Origin of the sequence: Marinobacter lutaoensis, from assembly GCF_001981305.1 — a bacterium.
GTDB classification, from domain to species: Bacteria; Pseudomonadota; Gammaproteobacteria; order Pseudomonadales; family Oleiphilaceae; genus Marinobacter; species Marinobacter lutaoensis.
In genome coordinates this window covers 38985-57107 of sequence record NZ_MSCW01000006.1, presented here as the reverse complement: position 1 = coordinate 57107, position 18123 = coordinate 38985, and the positions used below count along the sequence as shown (strand labels likewise).

Sequence of the window (18123 nt, the reverse complement as noted above, 5' to 3'; positions counted from 1 at the left end):
GTGCCATCCGGGGGCTTTTGCGTGGACAAACGGTTGAAATAACAGAAACCCGACGAGACACCAGAAGCCCCCGGCACCGCAAGGTCCCGGGGGCTTCGCTTTTTGCGGCAGAGAAAAAGGAAAAACGACCATGAACGGCGCACAGCACATTCTCGAGGCGTTTCACCGCCACCAGATCACCACCGTGTTCGGCTACCCCGGCGGCTGCATCATGCCGCTCTACGACGCCCTGGTGGATGATGTGGGGGTGGAACACGTGCTGTGCCGCCACGAGCAGGCCTGTGCCCTGGCCGCCGACGGCTACGCCCGGGCCAGCGGCCGGCTGGGCGTGTGCATCGCCACCTCCGGCCCCGGTGCCACCAACCTGATTACCGGCGTTGCCAACGCCCACCGGGACTCGGTGCCACTGCTGGTCATCACCGGCCAGGTACCGGCACCACTGATCGGCACCGACGCGTTCCAGGAAACCGACGTGTTGGGCATGACCCTGGGCATCGTCAAGCACAGCTACCTGGTGGAAGACGCCAACGCCCTGCCTGGCATTCTGGAGGACGCCATCAACCTGGCCCAGAGCGGCCGGCCGGGACCGGTCTGGATCGACATTCCCAAGGACCTTCTGCTGGCCGAAGTACAGACCCGGGCACCCGCCCGTCCCCCGCGGCCGGAACCGGCCTGCCCGGACATCCGCGAGGCCCTGGCGCTGCTGCGCGACGCCCGCCGGCCGCTGCTGTACAGCGGTGGTGGCGTGTCGCTGGCGCACGCGGAAGCGAGTTTCCGCGCCTTCGCCGAGGCGTCCGGGCTGCCCGGCGTCACCACCCTCAAAGGCATTGGCAACGCCGGCAAGCACAACCCGGACGATCTGGGCATGCTGGGCATGCACGGCTCCCGCGCCGCCAACCGGGCGGTGGACGAATGCGACCTGCTGCTGGTGATCGGCGCCCGGCTGGACGACCGCGCCACCGGCCGGCTGGACGGGTTTGCCGCCAACGCCCGGCTGATCCACATCGACGCGGACGCCGCCGAAATCGGCAAGCTGCGCCCGGCGGACGTCGCCCTGCGCGGTGACCTGAATGCCATCCTGGGCGCGTTCACCGAGGCCCTGCGGCAAACACCTCTGGCCATTGAGCCGTGGCGCAAACAATGCCGGGAATGGCGCACCACCGGTGGTTTTGCCACGGCGGACAACGAGGAGCCGCACGCCCCCATCACCGGGCCGGCGTTCGTGCGCCAACTGTCCCGGATCGCTCCCGACGACACCCTCATTGCCTGCGACGTAGGCCAGCACCAGATGTGGGTTGCCCAGCACTACCGTTTCGACCATCCGCGCCACCATCTCACCAGCGGCGGCCTCGGCACCATGGGCTTCGGCCTGCCGGCGGCCATCGGCGCGCAGTTCGCCGACCGCCAGGCCACAGTGATCAACGTCAGCGGCGACGGTTCCTTCATGATGAACGCCCAGGAGCTGGCCACCATCCGGCGCTACCAGCTGCCGGTCAAGCTGATCATTCTGGACAACCAGTGCCTGGGCATGGTCCGCCAGCAGCAGGAGCTGTTCTACAACAACCGTGAAAGCCAGATCGACCTGGACGACAACCCCGATTTTGTCGCCATGGCCCGGGCCTTCGACATTCCGGCCCTGCACATCGAACGCACCGATCAGATCCGCCGTGGCATCGAGACCATCCTGGCCTACCGGGGACCGATGCTGCTGCATGTGGCCATTGCCCGCGAGGACAACGTCTGGCCCATCGTCAAGCCCGGCGCCAGCAACCGCGAGATGATCGACCAACCCCGACGCACCACCAACGCCAGTAAGGAGCAAGTTGCATGAACACCCACAATCCGTCATCCGCCCCCAGTTACCAGATCCATTGCCGTATGACCCAGGAAGCCGCCGCGCTGGAACGGTTGTGCCAGGTGGTGCGGGTGCGCGGCTTCCGCATTCACCAGATGGCTGTACACACCGCCGGTGACCACCTGGAGATTGCGTTAACGCTGGAAGGAGCGCGCCCTATTGCCATGTTGCAGGCGCAACTGGAAAAGCTGCACTCGGTTGCCGAGGTCTGTCTGGCGATGCCGTCACTGGCCCGGCCCCGCACCGCCTGAACCCGGTACCGCCCCCAATACAGACGGCGCCGCGTCGTCTTTACCGGGGGGCGGGAACGACCCCAACCTGTGACAGTGCGTAGCTCACCACCACCCAGAGCAGCATGGCCACAGGCAGGTAGCGGCCAATCAGATACATCCGCCACTCCCACCACCGTGTCTCGGTGCCCAGGACGGTCCGGATTTTCCCGGGCGGGATGAACCAGCAGAACAGGGCCGCCCCCAGCACACCGGAGAATATGATGACGTTGCCGCCAGCGACACGGTCAATCACATCCAGCACCGGTTCACCCGCAATACGCCATTCCAGCGGCGTAAAACTCAGCGCCGAAGCGGTGCCGAGCACCAGCATAACCAGCGTAACAATGGCTACCGCCTGGCCGTTGCTCAGCCGAAATTCCTCCGCTACCGCGGCAACCATCACTTTCAGACCGGCCAGGCTCGAGCTGAACGCGGCCAGAAAGAACAATCCGAAAAACAAGGTACCGATCCAGTAGCCGCCGGCCATGCCCTCAAACACCCGAGGCAGAGTAACGAAGGCGAGCTGGCTGCCCTCCGCCGGCGCCATGCCCAGGCTGAACACAAACGGAAAGATCATCCAGCCGGCCAGCAGCGCGACGCTGGTTTCTGTACCGGCCACAATCAGACAGGCTCTGGGAACGTGGGTTTGCCGGGGAATGAAGCTGCCGTAAGTGACGAGATAGCCCTGGCCGATGGCCAAGCTGTAAAAGGCCTGACCAAAGGCAAATGCCCAGAGCGTACCATCGGTCAGGCGGCTCCAGTCCACCCGGAAAAAGAACACTTTGGTTTGCTCCCAGCCCGGGGTTCGGCTGGCCAGAAACACCAGGCCGATCATCACGACGATCAACACTGGCATCAGAAGTTTGGACAACCACTCGATGGCGGTCACGTCCCGGGCCAGAATGACCGCGCCAAGCGCCGTCACCAAGACGAAATACCACAGCGAGTTGTACCCGGCGGTGAAGTCGCCAAACGCTCGCAAATTGCCGGTGGCAGCATCTACGGCGTAGCCGAGTGTCCACCCCGTGATCACCAGGTAGTAGCTGGTGATGGCGGTGGTGATGGCCACAACAAACCAGCCGTACACCGCGCCAAACCGGTTGACCTGCCGGTAGGTATGAACGCTGCTGCCCTTGGACAGCCGGCCCGCGGCCACTTCAAGAATCATGATCGGCAGTACGACCACCACCAGCGCCAGCAGGTACGCCACGACAAACGCTCCGCCGCCGTTCTCTCCGACCATGTAGGGGAAACGCCAGAGGTTTCCGAGCCCAACCGCCGCGGCCGCCATGGAGGCAACGAACGCCGGCTCGGAACTCCATTGCTTTCTGGATTCGTCAATAAACTCGTGACGCTTTGCCAAGGTGGCCTCCTTTTCCTGACCGGCACATAGGATTGGGAGGCTAACAAATTAACGAGGTAGACGCATGACCGGGGTCAATCCGGGCATTTGAGGGGCACGATTGGAGACGGTTATGGGGCCGGAGCCCCCCCCCGGCCCGAGCCGTCGCGTCAGATCAGTTCGATCGCGACTGCGGTGCCCTCACCACCGCCAATACACAGGGACGCCACACCACGCTTCAGACCCCGCTGTTTCAGGGCGTTGATCAGGGTGACAAGGATGCGGGAACCGGAGGACCCGATCGGGTGGCCGAGCGCGCAGGCGCCGCCGTAGACGTTGACCTTTTCCGCCGGCAGCTTGAGCGCGTTCATTGCCGCCAGGGTGACCACCGCGAAGGCCTCGTTGATCTCGAACAGATCCACCTCGTCGACGCTCCAGCCCGCCTTGGCCAACACCTTCTCGATGGCACCGATGGGCGCCAGGGTAAACTCCGCCGGCAACCGGGCGTGGGTGGCGTGGGCCACAATGCGCGCCTGGGGCGTCAGACCACGGGCCTCGGCTTCGGCTGCGGACGCCAGCACCAGCGCAGAAGCGCCATCGCTGATGGAGCTGGAATTGGCGGCGGTCACGCTGCCGTCTTTGGCGAACGCCGGCTTGAGATGGGGGATTTTCTCCGGCTTGGCATTACCCGGCTGTTCGTCGGTATCCACCACCGTCTCGCCTCCCCGGCCCGGCACCGTGACCGGCACGATTTCCGGTTCGAACCAACCGTTCTTGATGGCGTCCAGGGCCTTGGTCAGGGAGCCGATGGCGAACTCGTCCATCACCTCCCGGGTAATGCCTTCGTTGTCGGCGGTGCGTTGGGCAAACACGCCCATCAGTCCGCCTTCGTAGGCGTCTTCCAGGCCATCCAGGAACATGCTGTCGAGCACCTGGCCGTGGCCCATCCGCATGCCGCCACGGGCCTTGGGCAGCAGGTACGGGGCCTGACTCATGTTCTCCATGCCACCGGCGATCATGATGTTATTGGTGCCGGCCTTGATCTGGTCGTGGGCCATGATCACCGCCTGCATGCCGGAGCCGCACATCTTGTTGACCGTGGTGCAGCCGGAACTGTCCGGCACGCCGGCACCTCTGGAAGCCTGACGCGCCGGCGCCTGGCCCAGGCCGGCGGGCAGGACACAGCCCATCACCACCTCGTCAATGTCGGCCGGCGTCAGGCCGGCGCGCTCAATGGCGGCGCGGATCGAGACCGCACCCAGTTCCGGCGAGCGTACGCTACTCAGTGACCCCATCAGCCCCCCCATCGGGGTACGCGCAGAGCCTGCAATCACAACGTCGTTGGTGCTCATCATCTATCCTCTCTCAATGCCTCAGGCCCGGCCCAGAACGGAGCGGGCAATGATTTCTTTCATGACTTCCGACGTACCGCCGTAGATCCGCTGCACCCGGGCGTCGATGAAGGCCCGGGAAATCGGGTACTCGGTGGTGTAACCGTAGCCCCCGAACAGCTGCAGGCAGCCGTCCGCCACCCGACACTGCATTTCGGTGGCGCTGTACTTGGCCATGGAGGCGGTGGGCGCATCCAGCGTGCCGGCTTCGTACTTGGCGATGCATTCGTCCACGAACGCCCGGTTCACCTGATAGTCGGTCTCCATGCGGGCGATCTCGAAGCGGGTGTTCTGCAACTGCGCCAGCTTCTGGCCGAACAGTTCCCGCTCCTGTACGTAGCGCAGGGTCAGGTCCAGCGCGCCACGGGCCGCGGCCACCCCCAGGGCGCCGATCACCAGTCGCTCTCTGGGCAATTCCCGCATCAGATAGATGAAGCCCTGGCCTTCCTCCCCCAGCAGCGCCGAAGCCGGCACCCGCAGGTCGGAGAAGAACAACTCGGAGGTATCACCGGAGTGCTGGCCGATCTTGTCCAGATTGCGGCCGCGGCTGAATCCGGGCAGGGAGGTGTCGACCAGGAACAGGCTGATGCCCTTGGCCCCGGCGGCCGGGTCGGTCTTGGCGGCGACGATCACCATGTCCGCGTGCTGACCGTTGGTGATGAAGGTCTTGGAGCCGTTCAGGACGTACTCGTCACCCTGGCGCACCGCCGTGGTCCGGATCGCCTGCAGGTCGCTGCCGGCCCCGGGCTCGGTCATGGCAATGGCCCCCACCACCTCGCCGGACACCATGGCCGGCAGCCACCGCCGGCGCTGCTCGTCATTGCCCAGATGGCTGATATAGGGCGCAACGATGTCCGAATGCACCATCACATTGGTGGACAGGGCCCCGAAACCGAGCCGGGCCATTTCCTGCCCCACCACCACCGAATACAGGAAGGGCGCGCCGCAGCCACCCCAGGCCTCGGGCACATCCACGCACAGCATGCCGGCGTTGCCCAGCGTCTGCCAGAGTTCGCGGGGGACGATGCCGGCCTTTTCCCACTGCTCGTAATGGGGCGTCACTTCGGTCTCCAGGGCCTTGACCACGGACTCCCGAAACAACGCCAGCTCTTCTTGATCCACTGCCTGTGTCATCACGATCACCTGCGGTTGACGGGTTATTTGGGCGCCATGCGCAGGGCGCAGTCAAGGCGGATCACCTCGCCATTGAGCACCGGGTTGCGCACGATCTGATCCACCATCAGGCCGAACTCCTCGGGTCGGCCCAGCCGTTTCGGGAACGGTAGGGTGGCCGCCAGACTGTCCTGGACCTCCTGGGGCATGCCAGCCATCATCGGCGTCATGAACAGGCCCGGTGCGATGGTGTTGACACGAATGCCCTCCCGGGCCAGCTCCCGGGCAGCCTGCAGCGTCAGGGAGACGACGCCTCCCTTCGAGGCACTGTAGGCGGCCTGGCCAATCTGGCCTTCGTAGGCGGCGATGGACGCGGTGTTGATGATCACGCCCCGTTCGCCGTCGGCATTGGCCTCGCGGGTGGCCATATCGGCGGCGGCCAGACGCAGGATGTTAAAGGTGCCGATGAGGTTGACCTCAACCACCGTGCGGAAGGTGTCCAGGGGCATGACGCCGTCCCGGCCCAGAATCCGGGCGGCCGGGGCAATGCCGGCGCAGTTGACGGCGACACCGCAGGGGCCATGGGCCTCGCGGGCCGCGGCCAGGGCCGCTTCGGCGCTTTCGGGGGAGGTCACATCACAGTGAACGAAAAGGCCGCCGAGATCGGCGGCGACCTGACGACCCCGTTCCTCTTGCAGGTCCAGGATCGCGACTTTGCAGCCGGCGGCGGCGAGGGCTCGGGCCGCGCCCTCGCCCAGACCAGAGGCGCCACCGGTAACGATGGCGGCTACATTTTTGAAATCCATCGATTTTTCTCCTTGTTATCGAAGCGACGGCACCGTACGGAGCCGAACCAGGCTTTACGTTTACGTAAACTTTACCTAATTCAACCCCGAAAAGGAAACCGCCACATCGATCAGGAGAACCGTTCGATGATCAGGGCAATGCCCTGCCCACCTCCGATGCACATGGTGATCAGGCCGCGACGGCCACCCCGACGCTCCAGCTCCGCCAGGGTCTTAACGATGAGGATGGCACCGGTCGCCCCCACCGGATGCCCCAGCGCGACCGCGCCGCCGTTGGGGTTCACCCGGTCCTCCGGCAACCCCAGCTCGCGGCTGACCGCCAGCGCCTGGGCAGCAAACGCCTCGTTGGATTCGATCACGTCCAGGTCGTCCACCGACAGGCCGGTATTCTCCAATACCCGGCGCACCGCCGGAATCGGCCCCAGCCCCATGACCCCCGGCTCAACCCCGGCGAACGCGTACCCCAGCAGCCGGGCACGGGGCGTCAGGCCACGTTTCTCGGCCTCGGCGATGTGGGTCAGCACCAGGGCGGCAGCGCCGTCGTTGATGCCAGAGGCGTTGCCGGCGGTGACCACGCCATCCGGCTTGAACACCGGCTTGAGACCGGCCAGGCTTGCCGCCGTGGTACCCGGACGCACGTGCTCATCCTGCTCGAAGACGAACTCGTTGCGGCCCTGACGCACGGTGACCGGCACGATCTGGTCCTTGAAATAGCCTTTCTCGATGGCCTCGGCCGCCCGGCGGTGACTTTCCGCCGAGAAGGCATCCAGGTCCTCGCGACTGAGACCGTACTGCTCCGCGATCCGCTCGGCGGTCATGCCCATATGGCCACTGCCGAAGGGATCGGTCAGAGTGCCCACGGTCATGTCGATCACCTTGCCGTCGCCCATGCGCAGGCCCTTGCGCACGTTCGGCATGACGTAGGCCCCCTGGCTCATGCTCTCGGCACCGCCGGCCAGAGCCAGGGTACTGTCCCCCAGAGCAATCATCTGCGCCGCGCTGATCACCGCCTGCACACCGGAGCCGCACAGGCGATTGACGTTGAAGGCCGCCGAGGTTTTCCGCAGCCCGGAATTCAGGGCAATGTGGCGCGCCACGTAGGCATCCTGGGGCCCGGTGGGAATGATGTGGCCGAACACCGAGTGATCGATGGCCTCCGCCGGCACACCCGAGCGCCGAATGGCCTCCTTCGCCGCCCAGGTACCCAGCTCCGCCGGCCCCAGACTGCTCAGGCTGCCGCCAAAGCTCCCGATGGCGGTGCGACAGCCATCCAGGATCACCACGTCTTGCAGTTTCATATCGAATCTCCTCACTCAATCGGAACAGGCTGCCGGATCACGCCCCACGGGTTTGCCGGCAACACGACCTTGTTATTAAATGACGCGACAGCGCGGCGCACCATTTAACCGCGTATTCCGGCCGCCGGGAATGGCCCGTGCAGCCGAAAAAATTAACCCGTTGCGCAACACCATGACCAAAGCCCATATCCTCAACCACTACCTGCGGGCCACCGTCCGGGGGGCGGAGCGCCTGGGGCACCCGCCGGAGGCGCTGCTGGCGCAGGCCGGTATCCCGGCGCAATGGCTGCGCCAGCCCGACCGGCGCATCACCGAAGCACAGCTCACCCGGCTGATCCAGACCGTCTGGCGGTGCACCCGGGACGAGTTCATGGGCTTTTCCACCCACGCCTGCCACCTCGGCACCTTTGCACTGATGGCGGACTACTGCCTCGGTTCAGCCACCCTGGGCGCCATCCTGAGAAAAAGCGCACGCTTTTACCGGACCCTCTGCGACAATCTGGACATCGGCTTCGAGCCCCACGACCCGGGGGGCGACCGGCAGGTGTTTTTCCGCCTCAGCCTGCGCGACAGCCGCCAGGATTCGGACCACCTGCTGCAGGAGTTTCTGCTGCTGATGTGGCAACGCTTCAGCTGCTGGTGGGTCAGCCAGCGAATTCCCTTCGCCACCACCCGGTTCAGCTATCCGGCACCCGCCTACATTCTGCACCGGCCAAGCCAGGACGGAAGCCTGGGCCACCGGGTGCGGGCCCTGCTGTCGGCCTACAGTTACAGCGACATGCCCGGCCTGGAGGCGCTGGCCCGACAGCTGCACATGACGCCCCGGAGCATCGGCCGGAAACTCCAGGAGGAAGGCACCTCCCTGCGCGACATCAAGACATCCCTGCGACGGGAACACGCGATCCGGCTGATGAGCACGGAGAACCTCACCATTGCCGAAATCAGCGAACGGGTGGGTTTCTCGGAAACCGCTTCCTTCTGCCGGGCCTTCAAGCGCTGGACCGGCAAGTCTCCCTCCCACTGGAACGACTGACCCGTCCTGTCCGTTTGGGTCAACTTTTTCGACCTGTCCGGTCATTCCCCGGAGCCGGGCCGTCTGCATTAATGGCTGAACCCCCGACAACAACAACGAATGTGAGGTGGATACATGACCGACTCCCGTGCCGCGACCCCCGCCGCAACGCCTGCCGATATTCACCGGGCATCCCGTAACACCATCGGCGATGCCGTCGCCCGATCCGCCGCCCGCAACGGCAGCCGCCCGGCGCTCGCGTTCGGAGATCGCCTCTGGACTTTCACCGAACTGGAGCTCGCCAGCAACCGGTTGGCCCACCGGCTGACCGGCCTCGGGCTGAACAAGGGTGACCGGGTCGCGGCCTATGGCCGAAACTCCGACGCCTACCTCCTGCTCTGGCTGGCCTGTACCAAGGCCGGGCTGATCCATGTTCCGGTCAACTATGCCCTGGTGCACCAGGAGCTCGCCTACATACTGAGCCAGTCCGGCTGTCACGCGCTGTTTGCCGACACGGACCTGCAACCCCAAGTCGATGCCGTCCAGCAAGACCTGAACATCGCCATCGCCGGTAGCCTGCATGGCGGCGGCAACCCGGACGTGCTGGCCATGGCCCGAGCGCCGGGCGAGGACTCGCCACCGACGCTGGAGCTGACGGACACTGACGTGGTGCAGATTCTCTACACCTCCGGCACCACCTCCGACCCCAAGGGGGCCATGCACACCCACCGCTCTCTGCTGACCGAGTACGGCGCCTGCCAGTACCACCTGGACATCCGGGCCGACGACCGCTCGCTGGCCGCCCTGCCCCTGTACCACTCGGCCCAGATGCACGTGTTCACAATGCCCATGCTGCTCACCGGCGGCTACAGCCGACTGATTCACACCCCCACGCCCGAAGCCATTCTCAGCCTGCTGGCGGAAGAGCGTCTGAACGCCTTCTTCGCGCCGCCCACCGTCTGGATTTCCCTGCTGCGGCACCCGGCCTTCGACGAGGACCGGCTCCGGCACATGACCAAGCTCTACTACGGGGCCTCCATCATGCCCGCCCAGGTGGTCGATGAGCTGGGCCGGCGGCTGCCGGATGCCGGCTTATACAACTGTTACGGCCAAAGTGAAATTGCCCCCCTGGCCACGGTTCTCCTGCCGGACGAGCACGGCGCCCGGCCCACCTCCGCCGGTCGTCCGCTGAACACGGTGCTGACCCGCATTGTCGACCCGCTGACCGGACAGGACTGCCCACCCGGGGAGCCGGGGGAAATCGTCCACCGCTCCCCCCAGCTCATGGTCGGATACTGGGATAAGCCCGAGGCCACCGAGGACGCCTTCCGGGATGGCTGGTTCCACTCCGGGGATCTCGGCTACCGGGACGAGGCGGGGTATCTGTATGTCGTTGACCGCATCAAGGACGTGGTGAACACCGGCGGCGTCCTGGTCGCCAGCCGTGACGTGGAAGACGTGCTGTATCGCCATGACGCCGTGGCCGAAGTCGCCGTGATCGGCGTCCCGGATGACAAATGGATCGAAGCCATTTGCGCCGTGGTGGTGGTCAAGGACGGCCACCCCGAGGATGCCGAATCCCTGCTGACCCACGCGCGCGCCAACCTGGCCCCGTTCAAGGTGCCCAAGCACATCCGCTTCGTGCCCCAGCTCCCCAAAAACACGGCGGGCAAACTCCTGAAACGGAAACTGCGGGAGACATTCGCGCCTCTGGACACCAACGACTGATCCCCCCTCAGCCCGTGGGCGCGCCCAGCGCCCACGACGCCGATCCCCGACGCCTCCGCCCCTGTTACAATGCCGCAAGATCGCGGATCGTGCCGGCCGCGCCCGCGCCGTGCGTGACACCACAGAATCACCCTGAAACCACTTTACGTTTACGTAAACTTCATCTAACCTAGGTCAAAAAAGGGGAATCGCCATGTCCGAAAAACGCACCTTCAGCATCAGCGAACTGTCCCAGGAGTTTGACGTCACCACCCGGAGCATCCGCTTCTACGAGGATCAGGGCCTGCTCAAACCCAAGCGCAAGGGCCAGACCCGGATCTTCAGCACCAAGGACCGGGTTCGCCTGAAGCTGATTCTGCGCGGCAAGCGCATGGGCTTTTCCCTCGCCGAAACCAAGGAACTGTTCGACCTCTGGGACGAAACCCCGACCGGGAATGAGAAACAGCTGAAGAAAATGCTGAAGATCCTGGAGGAGAAACGGGCCCAGCTGGAACAACAAAAGAACGACATCGCCCAGGCGGAGATGGAAATGGAAACCGCCGAGGCGCGCTGCCGGGAGGCCCTGGCCGAGCTCCAGAAAAAGAAGCAAGTCATGGGGCTGACCGAGGCACCGGAAGAAGTCGAAGAGACATAACCCCGCAGACCATGGTTGGCGGGACAACAATCACAAGACACAAAGGTAGCCAACAATGAAATCACAGTACTCAGAGCTCAATTTCGGCCTTGGTGAAACCCTCGACATGCTCCGCGAGCAAGTCAACAGCTTCGCCGCCGCAGAAATCGCGCCCCGGGCCGCCGACATCGACCGGGACAACGAGTTCCCCATGGATCTCTGGCGTAAGCTCGGCGACATGGGCCTGCTGGGTATTACCGTGAAGGAGGAGTACGGCGGTGCCGACATGGGCTACCTGGCCCACGTCATCGCCATGGAAGAAATCAGCCGGGCCTCCGCCTCCGTTGGCCTTTCTTACGGCGCCCACTCCAACCTGTGCGTGAACCAGATTCACCGCAACGGCACCGAAGAACAGAAACGCAAATACCTGCCCAAACTGGTCAGCGGCGAACACATCGGCGCCCTGGCCATGTCCGAGCCGAATGCCGGTTCCGACGTCGTCTCCATGAAACTCACCGCCCGTGACGCCGGCGACCACTACGTCCTCAACGGCAACAAGATGTGGATCACCAACGGCCCGGATGCCAACGTCTACGTCATCTACGCCAAGACCGATCCCCAGGGCGGATCCCGGGGCATCACCGCCTTCATCGTCGAGCGCGACTTCCCCGGCTTCAGCCGCCACCAGAAACTGGACAAACTGGGCATGCGTGGCTCCAACACCTGTGAGCTGGTATTCCAGGATTGCCCGGTACCCAAGGAAAACATTCTGGGCGAAGTGGGCGGTGGCGCCCGCGTCCTGATGAGCGGCCTGGACTACGAACGGCTCGTCCTGTCCGGCGGCCCGCTGGGCATCATGCAGGCCGCCATGGATGTGGTGGTCCCCTACATCCGCGAGCGCAAACAGTTCGGCCAGGCCATCGGCGAATTTGAACTGGTGCAGGGCAAAGTCGCCGACATGTACACCCAAATGAACGCCGCCAAGTCCTACGTCTACATGGTCGCCCAGTCCGCCGACCGGGGCGAAACCACCCGCAAGGACGCCGCCGGCGCCATCCTCTACTCCGCGGAAATGGCCACCAAACTGGCGCTGGACGCCATCCAGCTGCTGGGCGGCAACGGCTACATCAACGAATACCCGACCGGCCGCCTGCTGCGGGACGCGAAACTCTACGAAATCGGCGCTGGAACCTCTGAAATCCGACGGATGCTGATCGGTCGCGAGCTGTTCCTGAACAAGTAAGTCTCTGCACCGAATCCACCGACAAGGTTGGACGAGGGTCTGACGGGGTGCTCTTTCCAGAACACCCCGCCAGACCCGGACGCGCCCAAACCGAGGGATACGAACCAATGACCGTGCTCCAAAGCAAAATCAACCCAAGGTCCGACGAATTCCAGGCCAACCATCAGGCCATGCAACAAGCCGTCGCCGACCTCCGAGAAAAAGTCGAAAAGATTCAGCAGGGCGGTGGCCCCGCTTATCAGGAACGCCACGTCGCCCGTGGCAAGCTGCTGCCCCGTGAGCGCATCAACCGGCTGCTGGACGACGGCTCGCCGTTTCTGGAAATCGGCCAGTTTGCCGCCTACAACGTTTACGCCGAGGAAGTGCCCGCCGCCGGCGTCATCGCCGGCATCGGCCGGGTGTCCGGCGTCGAGTGCATGATCGTCGCCAACGACGCCACCGTCAAAGGCGGCAGCTACTACCCGCTCACCGTCAAAAAACACCTGCGCGCCCAGGAAATCGCCATGCAGAATCACCTGCCCTGCATCTACCTGGTCGATTCCGGCGGCGCCAACCTGCCACATCAGGACGAAGTCTTCCCCGACCGTGACCACTTCGGCCGCATCTTCTACAACCAGGCTCGTATGTCCGCCGCCGGCATCCCCCAGATCGCTGTTGTCATGGGCCTGTGCACCGCCGGCGGTGCCTATGTGCCCGCCATGGCCGACGAGTCCATCATCGTGCGCAACCAGGGCACCATCTTCCTGGCCGGCCCGCCGCTGGTGAAAGCCGCCACCGGTGAAGTGGTCAGCGCCGAGGACCTGGGCGGCGCCGACGTACACTGCAAAGTCTCCGGCGTCGCCGACCACTACGCCGAGAATGACGCCCACGCCCTGGAAATCGCCCGCCGCTGCGTTGCCAACCTCAACCGCCGCAAACCGGTTCCCGTGGAAGTCCAGAAACCGAAGGCACCGCTGTACGACGCCGAGGAAATCTACGGCATCGTCGGCACCGACCTGCGCAAGCCGTTCGACGTGCGCGACGTCATCGCCCGCATCGTCGACGGCTCCGAGTTCGACGAGTTCAAACGCTACTACGGCCAGACCCTGGTCACCGGCTTCGCCCACATTCACGGCTACCCAGTGGGCATCATCGCCAACAACGGCATCCTGTTCAGCGAATCCGCCCAGAAGGGCGCCCATTTCATCGAACTGTGCTGCCAGCGCAACATCCCGCTGCTGTTCCTCCAGAACATCACCGGCTTCATGGTCGGCCGGAAGTATGAGTCCGAAGGTATCGCCAAGCACGGCGCCAAGATGGTCATGGCCGTCGCCTGTGCCGAAGTGCCCAAGATCACCGTGCTCATCGGCGGCAGCTACGGCGCCGGCAACTACGGCATGTGCGGCCGCGCCTACAGCCCCGACTTCCTGTGGATGTGGCCCAACGCCCGCATCTCCGTGATGGGCGGCGAACAGGCGGCCAACGTCCTGGCCCAGGTACGCCGTGAGGGCCTGGAGCGCAAGGGTGAACGCTGGAGCGAGGAAGACGAGGCCGCCTTCAAGCGCCCCATCACCGAGAAGTACGAACATCAGGGCCACCCTTACTACGCCAGCGCCCGCCTCTGGGACGACGGCGTGATCGACCCGGCCCAGACCCGAGAAGTGGTGGCGCTGAGCCTATCCGCCGCGCTGAACCGGCCGGCCCAACCGACACGCTTCGGCGTGTTCCGCATGTAACCGGGAGAAACACCATGACCGAACAGGAATCCGCGGTTCTGCTCCGTCGCCGTGACGGCGGCGTCACCGAGGTCGTGCTGAACCGTCCCGACAAACGCAACGCCTTCGACGACGTGATCATCCAGCAGCTGATTCACGCCCTCACCGACGTCAACGCCGACACCGGCACCCGGGTGGTGATTCTGCGCTCCGAGGGCAAGCACTTCTCCGCCGGCGCCGATCTGGCGTGGATGCGGCGCATGGCCGGCAACAGCCGCCAGGAAAACCTGGACGACGCCCGCCAGCTGGCGCGCCTGATGGCCGTGCTCAACGGCCTGAGCAAGCCGGTGATCGGCCTGGTCCAGGGTGCCGCCTACGGCGGTGCCGTGGGGCTTGCTGCCTGCTGCGACATCGTGCTGGCCACCGAACAGTCCAGCTTCTGCCTGAGCGAAGTGAAACTCGGCCTCATCCCGGCCGTCATCAGCCCCTACGTGGTGCGCGCCATCGGCGAGCGCCAGGCCCGTCGCTACTTCCTGTCCGCCGAAGTGTTCAGCGCCTGGCAGGCGCGGGATTACGGCCTGGTGCACGTCGTCTGCGAAGACATGGCCGCGCTGGAACAACGGTGCGACGAGCTGCTGCAACAGCTGGCCAAGAACGGTCCCGACGCAATGAAGGCGGCCAAGGACCTGGTGTTCGCCGTCAGTCACTCGCCGATCGACGACCACGTGATCGAAGACACCGCCCAGCGCATTGCCGACATCCGGGTAAGCGAAGAGGGCCAGGAAGGGCTCAGCGCCTTCCTCAACAAGCGCAAGGCCAACTGGGTTCCGGAGGAATAACCACCATGTTCAGCAAGATTCTGATCGCCAACCGGGGCGAGATCGCCTGCCGCATCATCCAGACCGCCCACCGGATGGGGATCCGCTGCGTTGCCGTCTATTCCGACGCCGACGCCAACGCCCGCCACGTGGCCCTGGCCGACGAAGCCTTCCGGCTCGGCCCCGCGCCCAGTGCCGAAAGCTACCTGAGGGGCGACCTCATCATCGACATCGCCAAGCGCAGCGGCGCCCAGGCCATCCACCCCGGCTACGGTTTCCTCTCCGAGAACGCCGGGTTCGCCGAGGCCTGCGAAGCCCATGGCCTGGTTTTCATCGGGCCGCCCTCCTCGGCCATTGCCGCCATGGGCTCCAAATCCGCCGCCAAGTCCATCATGGAAACCGCTGGCGTGCCGCTGGTGCCGGGTTATCATGGCGCCGACCAGTCTCCCGACCTGCTGCGCGCGGAAGCTGAAAAGTGCGGTTTCCCGCTGCTGCTGAAAGCCGTCGCCGGTGGCGGCGGCAAGGGCATGCGGGTGGTGGAACGCCTGGCCGAGTTCGACGACGCCCTGGCCGCCGCCCAGCGCGAGGCCCGCAATGCCTTCGGCAACCCCGACATGCTGATCGAGCGCTACCTCACCCAACCGCGGCATGTGGAAATCCAGGTGTTCTGCGACCGGCACGGCAACGGCATCTATCTGGCCGAACGGGACTGCTCGGTGCAGCGCCGGCACCAGAAGGTGCTGGAGGAAGCCCCCGCACCCGGACTGTCGGAAGAGGTCCGTCAGGCCATGGGCGAAGCCGCCGTGCGGGCAGCCCAGGCCATTGACTACGTGGGTGCCGGCACCGTCGAATTCCTGTACGACGTGGACGGTTCCTTCTTCTTTATGGAAATGAACACCCGCTTGCAGGTCGAGCACCCGGTCACCGAAATGGTCACCGGCCTGGATCTGGTGGAATGGCAGCTCAAGGTGGCCTGGGGCGAACCACTGCCGCTGGCCCAGGCGCAGGTGAAAACCCGGGGCCATGCCCTGGAAGCCCGCATCTACGCCGAGGACCCGGACCAGGACTTCCTGCCCGCCACCGGTACCCTGCGCTACCTGCGCACCCCGGATGAATCCGCCCACGTGCGGGTGGATACCGGGGTCACCGAAGGCGACGAGATCAGCATCCATTACGACCCGATGATCGCCAAGCTGATCGTCTGGGACGAAACCCGGGAGCAGGCCATCAACCGCATGGTCCAGGCCCTGGAGCAGTACCGCATTGCCGGCGTCCGGACCAACATCCGATTCCTGCGGGCCCTGGTGGATTCGCAGCCGTTCCGCGAGGCGGAGCTGACCACTCACTTCATCGGCCAGCACGAGTCGCTGCTGTTCCCGAAAGCCCGGCTGGACACCGACAAGGCGCTGGTTCTGGCCGCCGCGTTCGTGCTGGAACAACGCAAGTCGGCGGAACCGGTCACCGCCGATCCCTGGTCGCCGTTCGGCCGCAAGAACAGCTGGCGCATGAACTCCGAGTACGCCCAGCCACTCAAACTGCAGGTGGGTGACGACATCCACGAACTGAAAATCCTGGAGCGGGACGACCGCTACCTGGTACTCCTGGGCGACAGCACCTACCATCTCAACGCCCGCCTGGACGACGACTACCTGCAAGCCGTCATCAACGGCCACCGCATCAGCGTGCATGGCCATCTGCACGACGACGACCTGGTGTTGTTCCACGAGGGCGACACCTTCAAGTGCTCGCTGTACCAGGAAACCTACGGCTTCGAGGAACTGGCCTCCGAGGGCAGCCTCGCGGCGCCCATGAACGGTGCCGTGGTGGCCATCCAGGTGAAGGTGGGCGACAGCGTCAGTGCCGGCCAGACCCTGGTCATCATGGAAGCCATGAAAATGGAACACGCCATCAAGGCTCCCGCCGACGGCGTCGTCACCGAGATCTTCTTCGCCGAAGGCGACCAGGTGCCGGAGGGCGCCGAGCTGATGGCAATCGACACCGGGGAGGGCGCGTGATGGCATTTCCCAAACAGGTGCGGCTGGTGGAAATGAGCCCCCGGGACGGCTTGCAGAACGAGCCCGGCCCGGTCATCGCCACCGCCATCAAGACCGGGCTGATCGACCGTCTGGCCGACTGCGGCCTGACCCACATCGAGGCGGCCAGTTTCGTGTCACCGAAGTGGGTGCCGCAAATGGGCGATGCCGCCGAGGTGATGGCCGGCATCCACCGCAAGCCCGGGGTGTGCTACTCCGCCCTCACCCCCAACCTCAAGGGTTTCGAGAACGCCCTGGCGGCGGGCGTGGACGAAGTGGCGGTGTTTGGCGCCGCCTCCGAATCCTTCACCCGCAAGAACATCAACTGCAGCATCGCCGAGAGCCTGGAGCGCTTCGCCCCGGTGGTGGAAGCGGCGCGCAACCACGGCATTCCGGTGCGGGGCTATGTCTCCACCGTCATGGGCTGCCCCTACGAGGGTGACATCGCGCCGGCCAAAGTTGCCGAGGTGGCCCGCGCGTTGTACGACATGGGCTGCCACGAAATTTCCCTGGGTGACACCATCGGCGTCGGCACGCCGCTGAAGGCCAAACGTATGCTCGACGCCGTCGCAGCGCACGTACCGGTCGAAAAACTGGCCGCCCACTTCCACGACACCTATGGCCAGGCCCTGGCCAACCTGTACGCCGTGCTGGAAGACGGCGTGGCGGTGATCGACGCCTCGGTGGCGGGTTTGGGGGGCTGCCCCTACGCCAAGGGCGCCTCCGGCAACGTGGCCACCGAAGACGTGCTATACCTGCTGAACGGTCTGGGCATCAACACCGGCGTGGATCTCAACAAACTGGTCGCAACCGGCCACTGGATATGCCAGCAGCTGGGCCGGCACAACGGCTCCAAGGTTGGCCAGGCACTGGGCGGCAACTGCCAATGACAGACCCTGGCAGGC

15 protein-coding genes are annotated in these 18123 nt (G+C 65.0%); 10 read left to right on the top strand and 5 right to left on the bottom strand.

The window, feature by feature from the left end:
- Positions 1-130 precede the first annotated feature (130 nt).
- Both ilvG and BTO32_RS08490 read left to right on the top strand, forming a co-directional pair.
- Positions 131-1831 (top strand): acetolactate synthase 2 catalytic subunit, encoded by a 1701-nt coding sequence (gene ilvG / locus BTO32_RS08495; protein ID WP_076724211.1) that lies wholly within the window; start codon positions 131-133, stop codon positions 1829-1831.
- Positions 1828-2106 carry an ACT domain-containing protein gene (locus BTO32_RS08490; RefSeq protein ID WP_076724210.1) on the top strand — a complete coding sequence of 93 codons (279 nt, stop codon included), beginning with the start codon at positions 1828-1830 and terminating at the stop codon, positions 2104-2106. Before ilvG ends, BTO32_RS08490 begins: the two co-directional genes overlap by 4 nt.
- 40 nt (positions 2107-2146) lie before the next feature.
- Here BTO32_RS08490 and BTO32_RS08485 read toward each other — a convergent pair whose 3' ends face one another.
- The 5 genes from BTO32_RS08485 to bktB form a co-directional block, all read right to left on the bottom strand.
- Positions 2147-3490: a sodium-dependent transporter gene (locus tag BTO32_RS08485; RefSeq protein WP_076724209.1), complete on the bottom strand. Its 1344-nt coding sequence runs from the start codon at positions 3488-3490 to the stop codon at positions 2147-2149.
- Positions 3491-3639: 149 nt separating this feature from the next.
- A complete protein-coding gene (locus tag BTO32_RS08480; protein WP_139339047.1) occupies positions 3640-4821 on the bottom strand; it encodes an acetyl-CoA C-acyltransferase in 1182 nt (393 codons plus the stop codon).
- A 21-nt stretch (positions 4822-4842) separates the two neighbouring features.
- Positions 4843-5994, bottom strand: a complete 1152-nt coding sequence (locus BTO32_RS08475; RefSeq protein WP_076724207.1) for an acyl-CoA dehydrogenase family protein — start codon at positions 5992-5994, stop codon at positions 4843-4845.
- A gap of 23 nt (positions 5995-6017) precedes the next feature.
- Complete coding sequence (locus BTO32_RS08470) at positions 6018-6779, bottom strand: SDR family NAD(P)-dependent oxidoreductase (protein WP_076724206.1); 762 nt, start codon at positions 6777-6779, stop codon at positions 6018-6020.
- A gap of 110 nt (positions 6780-6889) precedes the next feature.
- Positions 6890-8077 (bottom strand): beta-ketothiolase BktB, encoded by a 1188-nt coding sequence (gene bktB / locus BTO32_RS08465; RefSeq protein ID WP_076724205.1) that lies wholly within the window; start codon positions 8075-8077, stop codon positions 6890-6892.
- Between the two features lie 172 nt (positions 8078-8249).
- Here bktB and BTO32_RS08460 point away from each other — a divergent pair, with 172 nt between their 5' ends.
- The 8 genes from BTO32_RS08460 to BTO32_RS08425 all read left to right on the top strand — a co-directional run bounded on the left by BTO32_RS08460 (position 8250) and on the right by BTO32_RS08425 (position 18108).
- Positions 8250-9110, top strand: coding sequence for an AraC family transcriptional regulator (locus BTO32_RS08460; RefSeq protein WP_217697014.1), 861 nt, complete (start codon positions 8250-8252; stop codon positions 9108-9110).
- A gap of 114 nt (positions 9111-9224) precedes the next feature.
- Positions 9225-10817: a fatty acyl-CoA synthetase gene (locus BTO32_RS08455; RefSeq protein ID WP_076724203.1), complete on the top strand. Its 1593-nt coding sequence runs from the start codon at positions 9225-9227 to the stop codon at positions 10815-10817.
- A gap of 193 nt (positions 10818-11010) precedes the next feature.
- Positions 11011-11451: a MerR family transcriptional regulator gene (locus BTO32_RS08450; protein ID WP_076724202.1), complete on the top strand. Its 441-nt coding sequence runs from the start codon at positions 11011-11013 to the stop codon at positions 11449-11451.
- Positions 11452-11506: 55 nt separating this feature from the next.
- Positions 11507-12673, top strand: coding sequence for an isovaleryl-CoA dehydrogenase (locus BTO32_RS08445; protein WP_076724201.1), 1167 nt, complete (start codon positions 11507-11509; stop codon positions 12671-12673).
- 107 nt (positions 12674-12780) lie between these two features.
- Positions 12781-14388 (top strand): carboxyl transferase domain-containing protein, encoded by a 1608-nt coding sequence (locus tag BTO32_RS08440; RefSeq protein ID WP_076724200.1) that lies wholly within the window; start codon positions 12781-12783, stop codon positions 14386-14388.
- Between the two features lie 14 nt (positions 14389-14402).
- Positions 14403-15206, top strand: a complete 804-nt coding sequence (locus BTO32_RS08435) for an enoyl-CoA hydratase/isomerase family protein (RefSeq protein ID WP_076724199.1) — start codon at positions 14403-14405, stop codon at positions 15204-15206.
- A 5-nt stretch (positions 15207-15211) separates the two neighbouring features.
- Positions 15212-17200: an acetyl/propionyl/methylcrotonyl-CoA carboxylase subunit alpha gene (locus BTO32_RS08430; protein ID WP_076724198.1), complete on the top strand. Its 1989-nt coding sequence runs from the start codon at positions 15212-15214 to the stop codon at positions 17198-17200.
- Complete coding sequence (locus BTO32_RS08425; protein WP_076724197.1) at positions 17200-18108, top strand: hydroxymethylglutaryl-CoA lyase; 909 nt, start codon at positions 17200-17202, stop codon at positions 18106-18108. Before BTO32_RS08430 ends, BTO32_RS08425 begins: the two co-directional genes overlap by 1 nt.
- Positions 18109-18123: the final 15 nt, after the last annotated feature.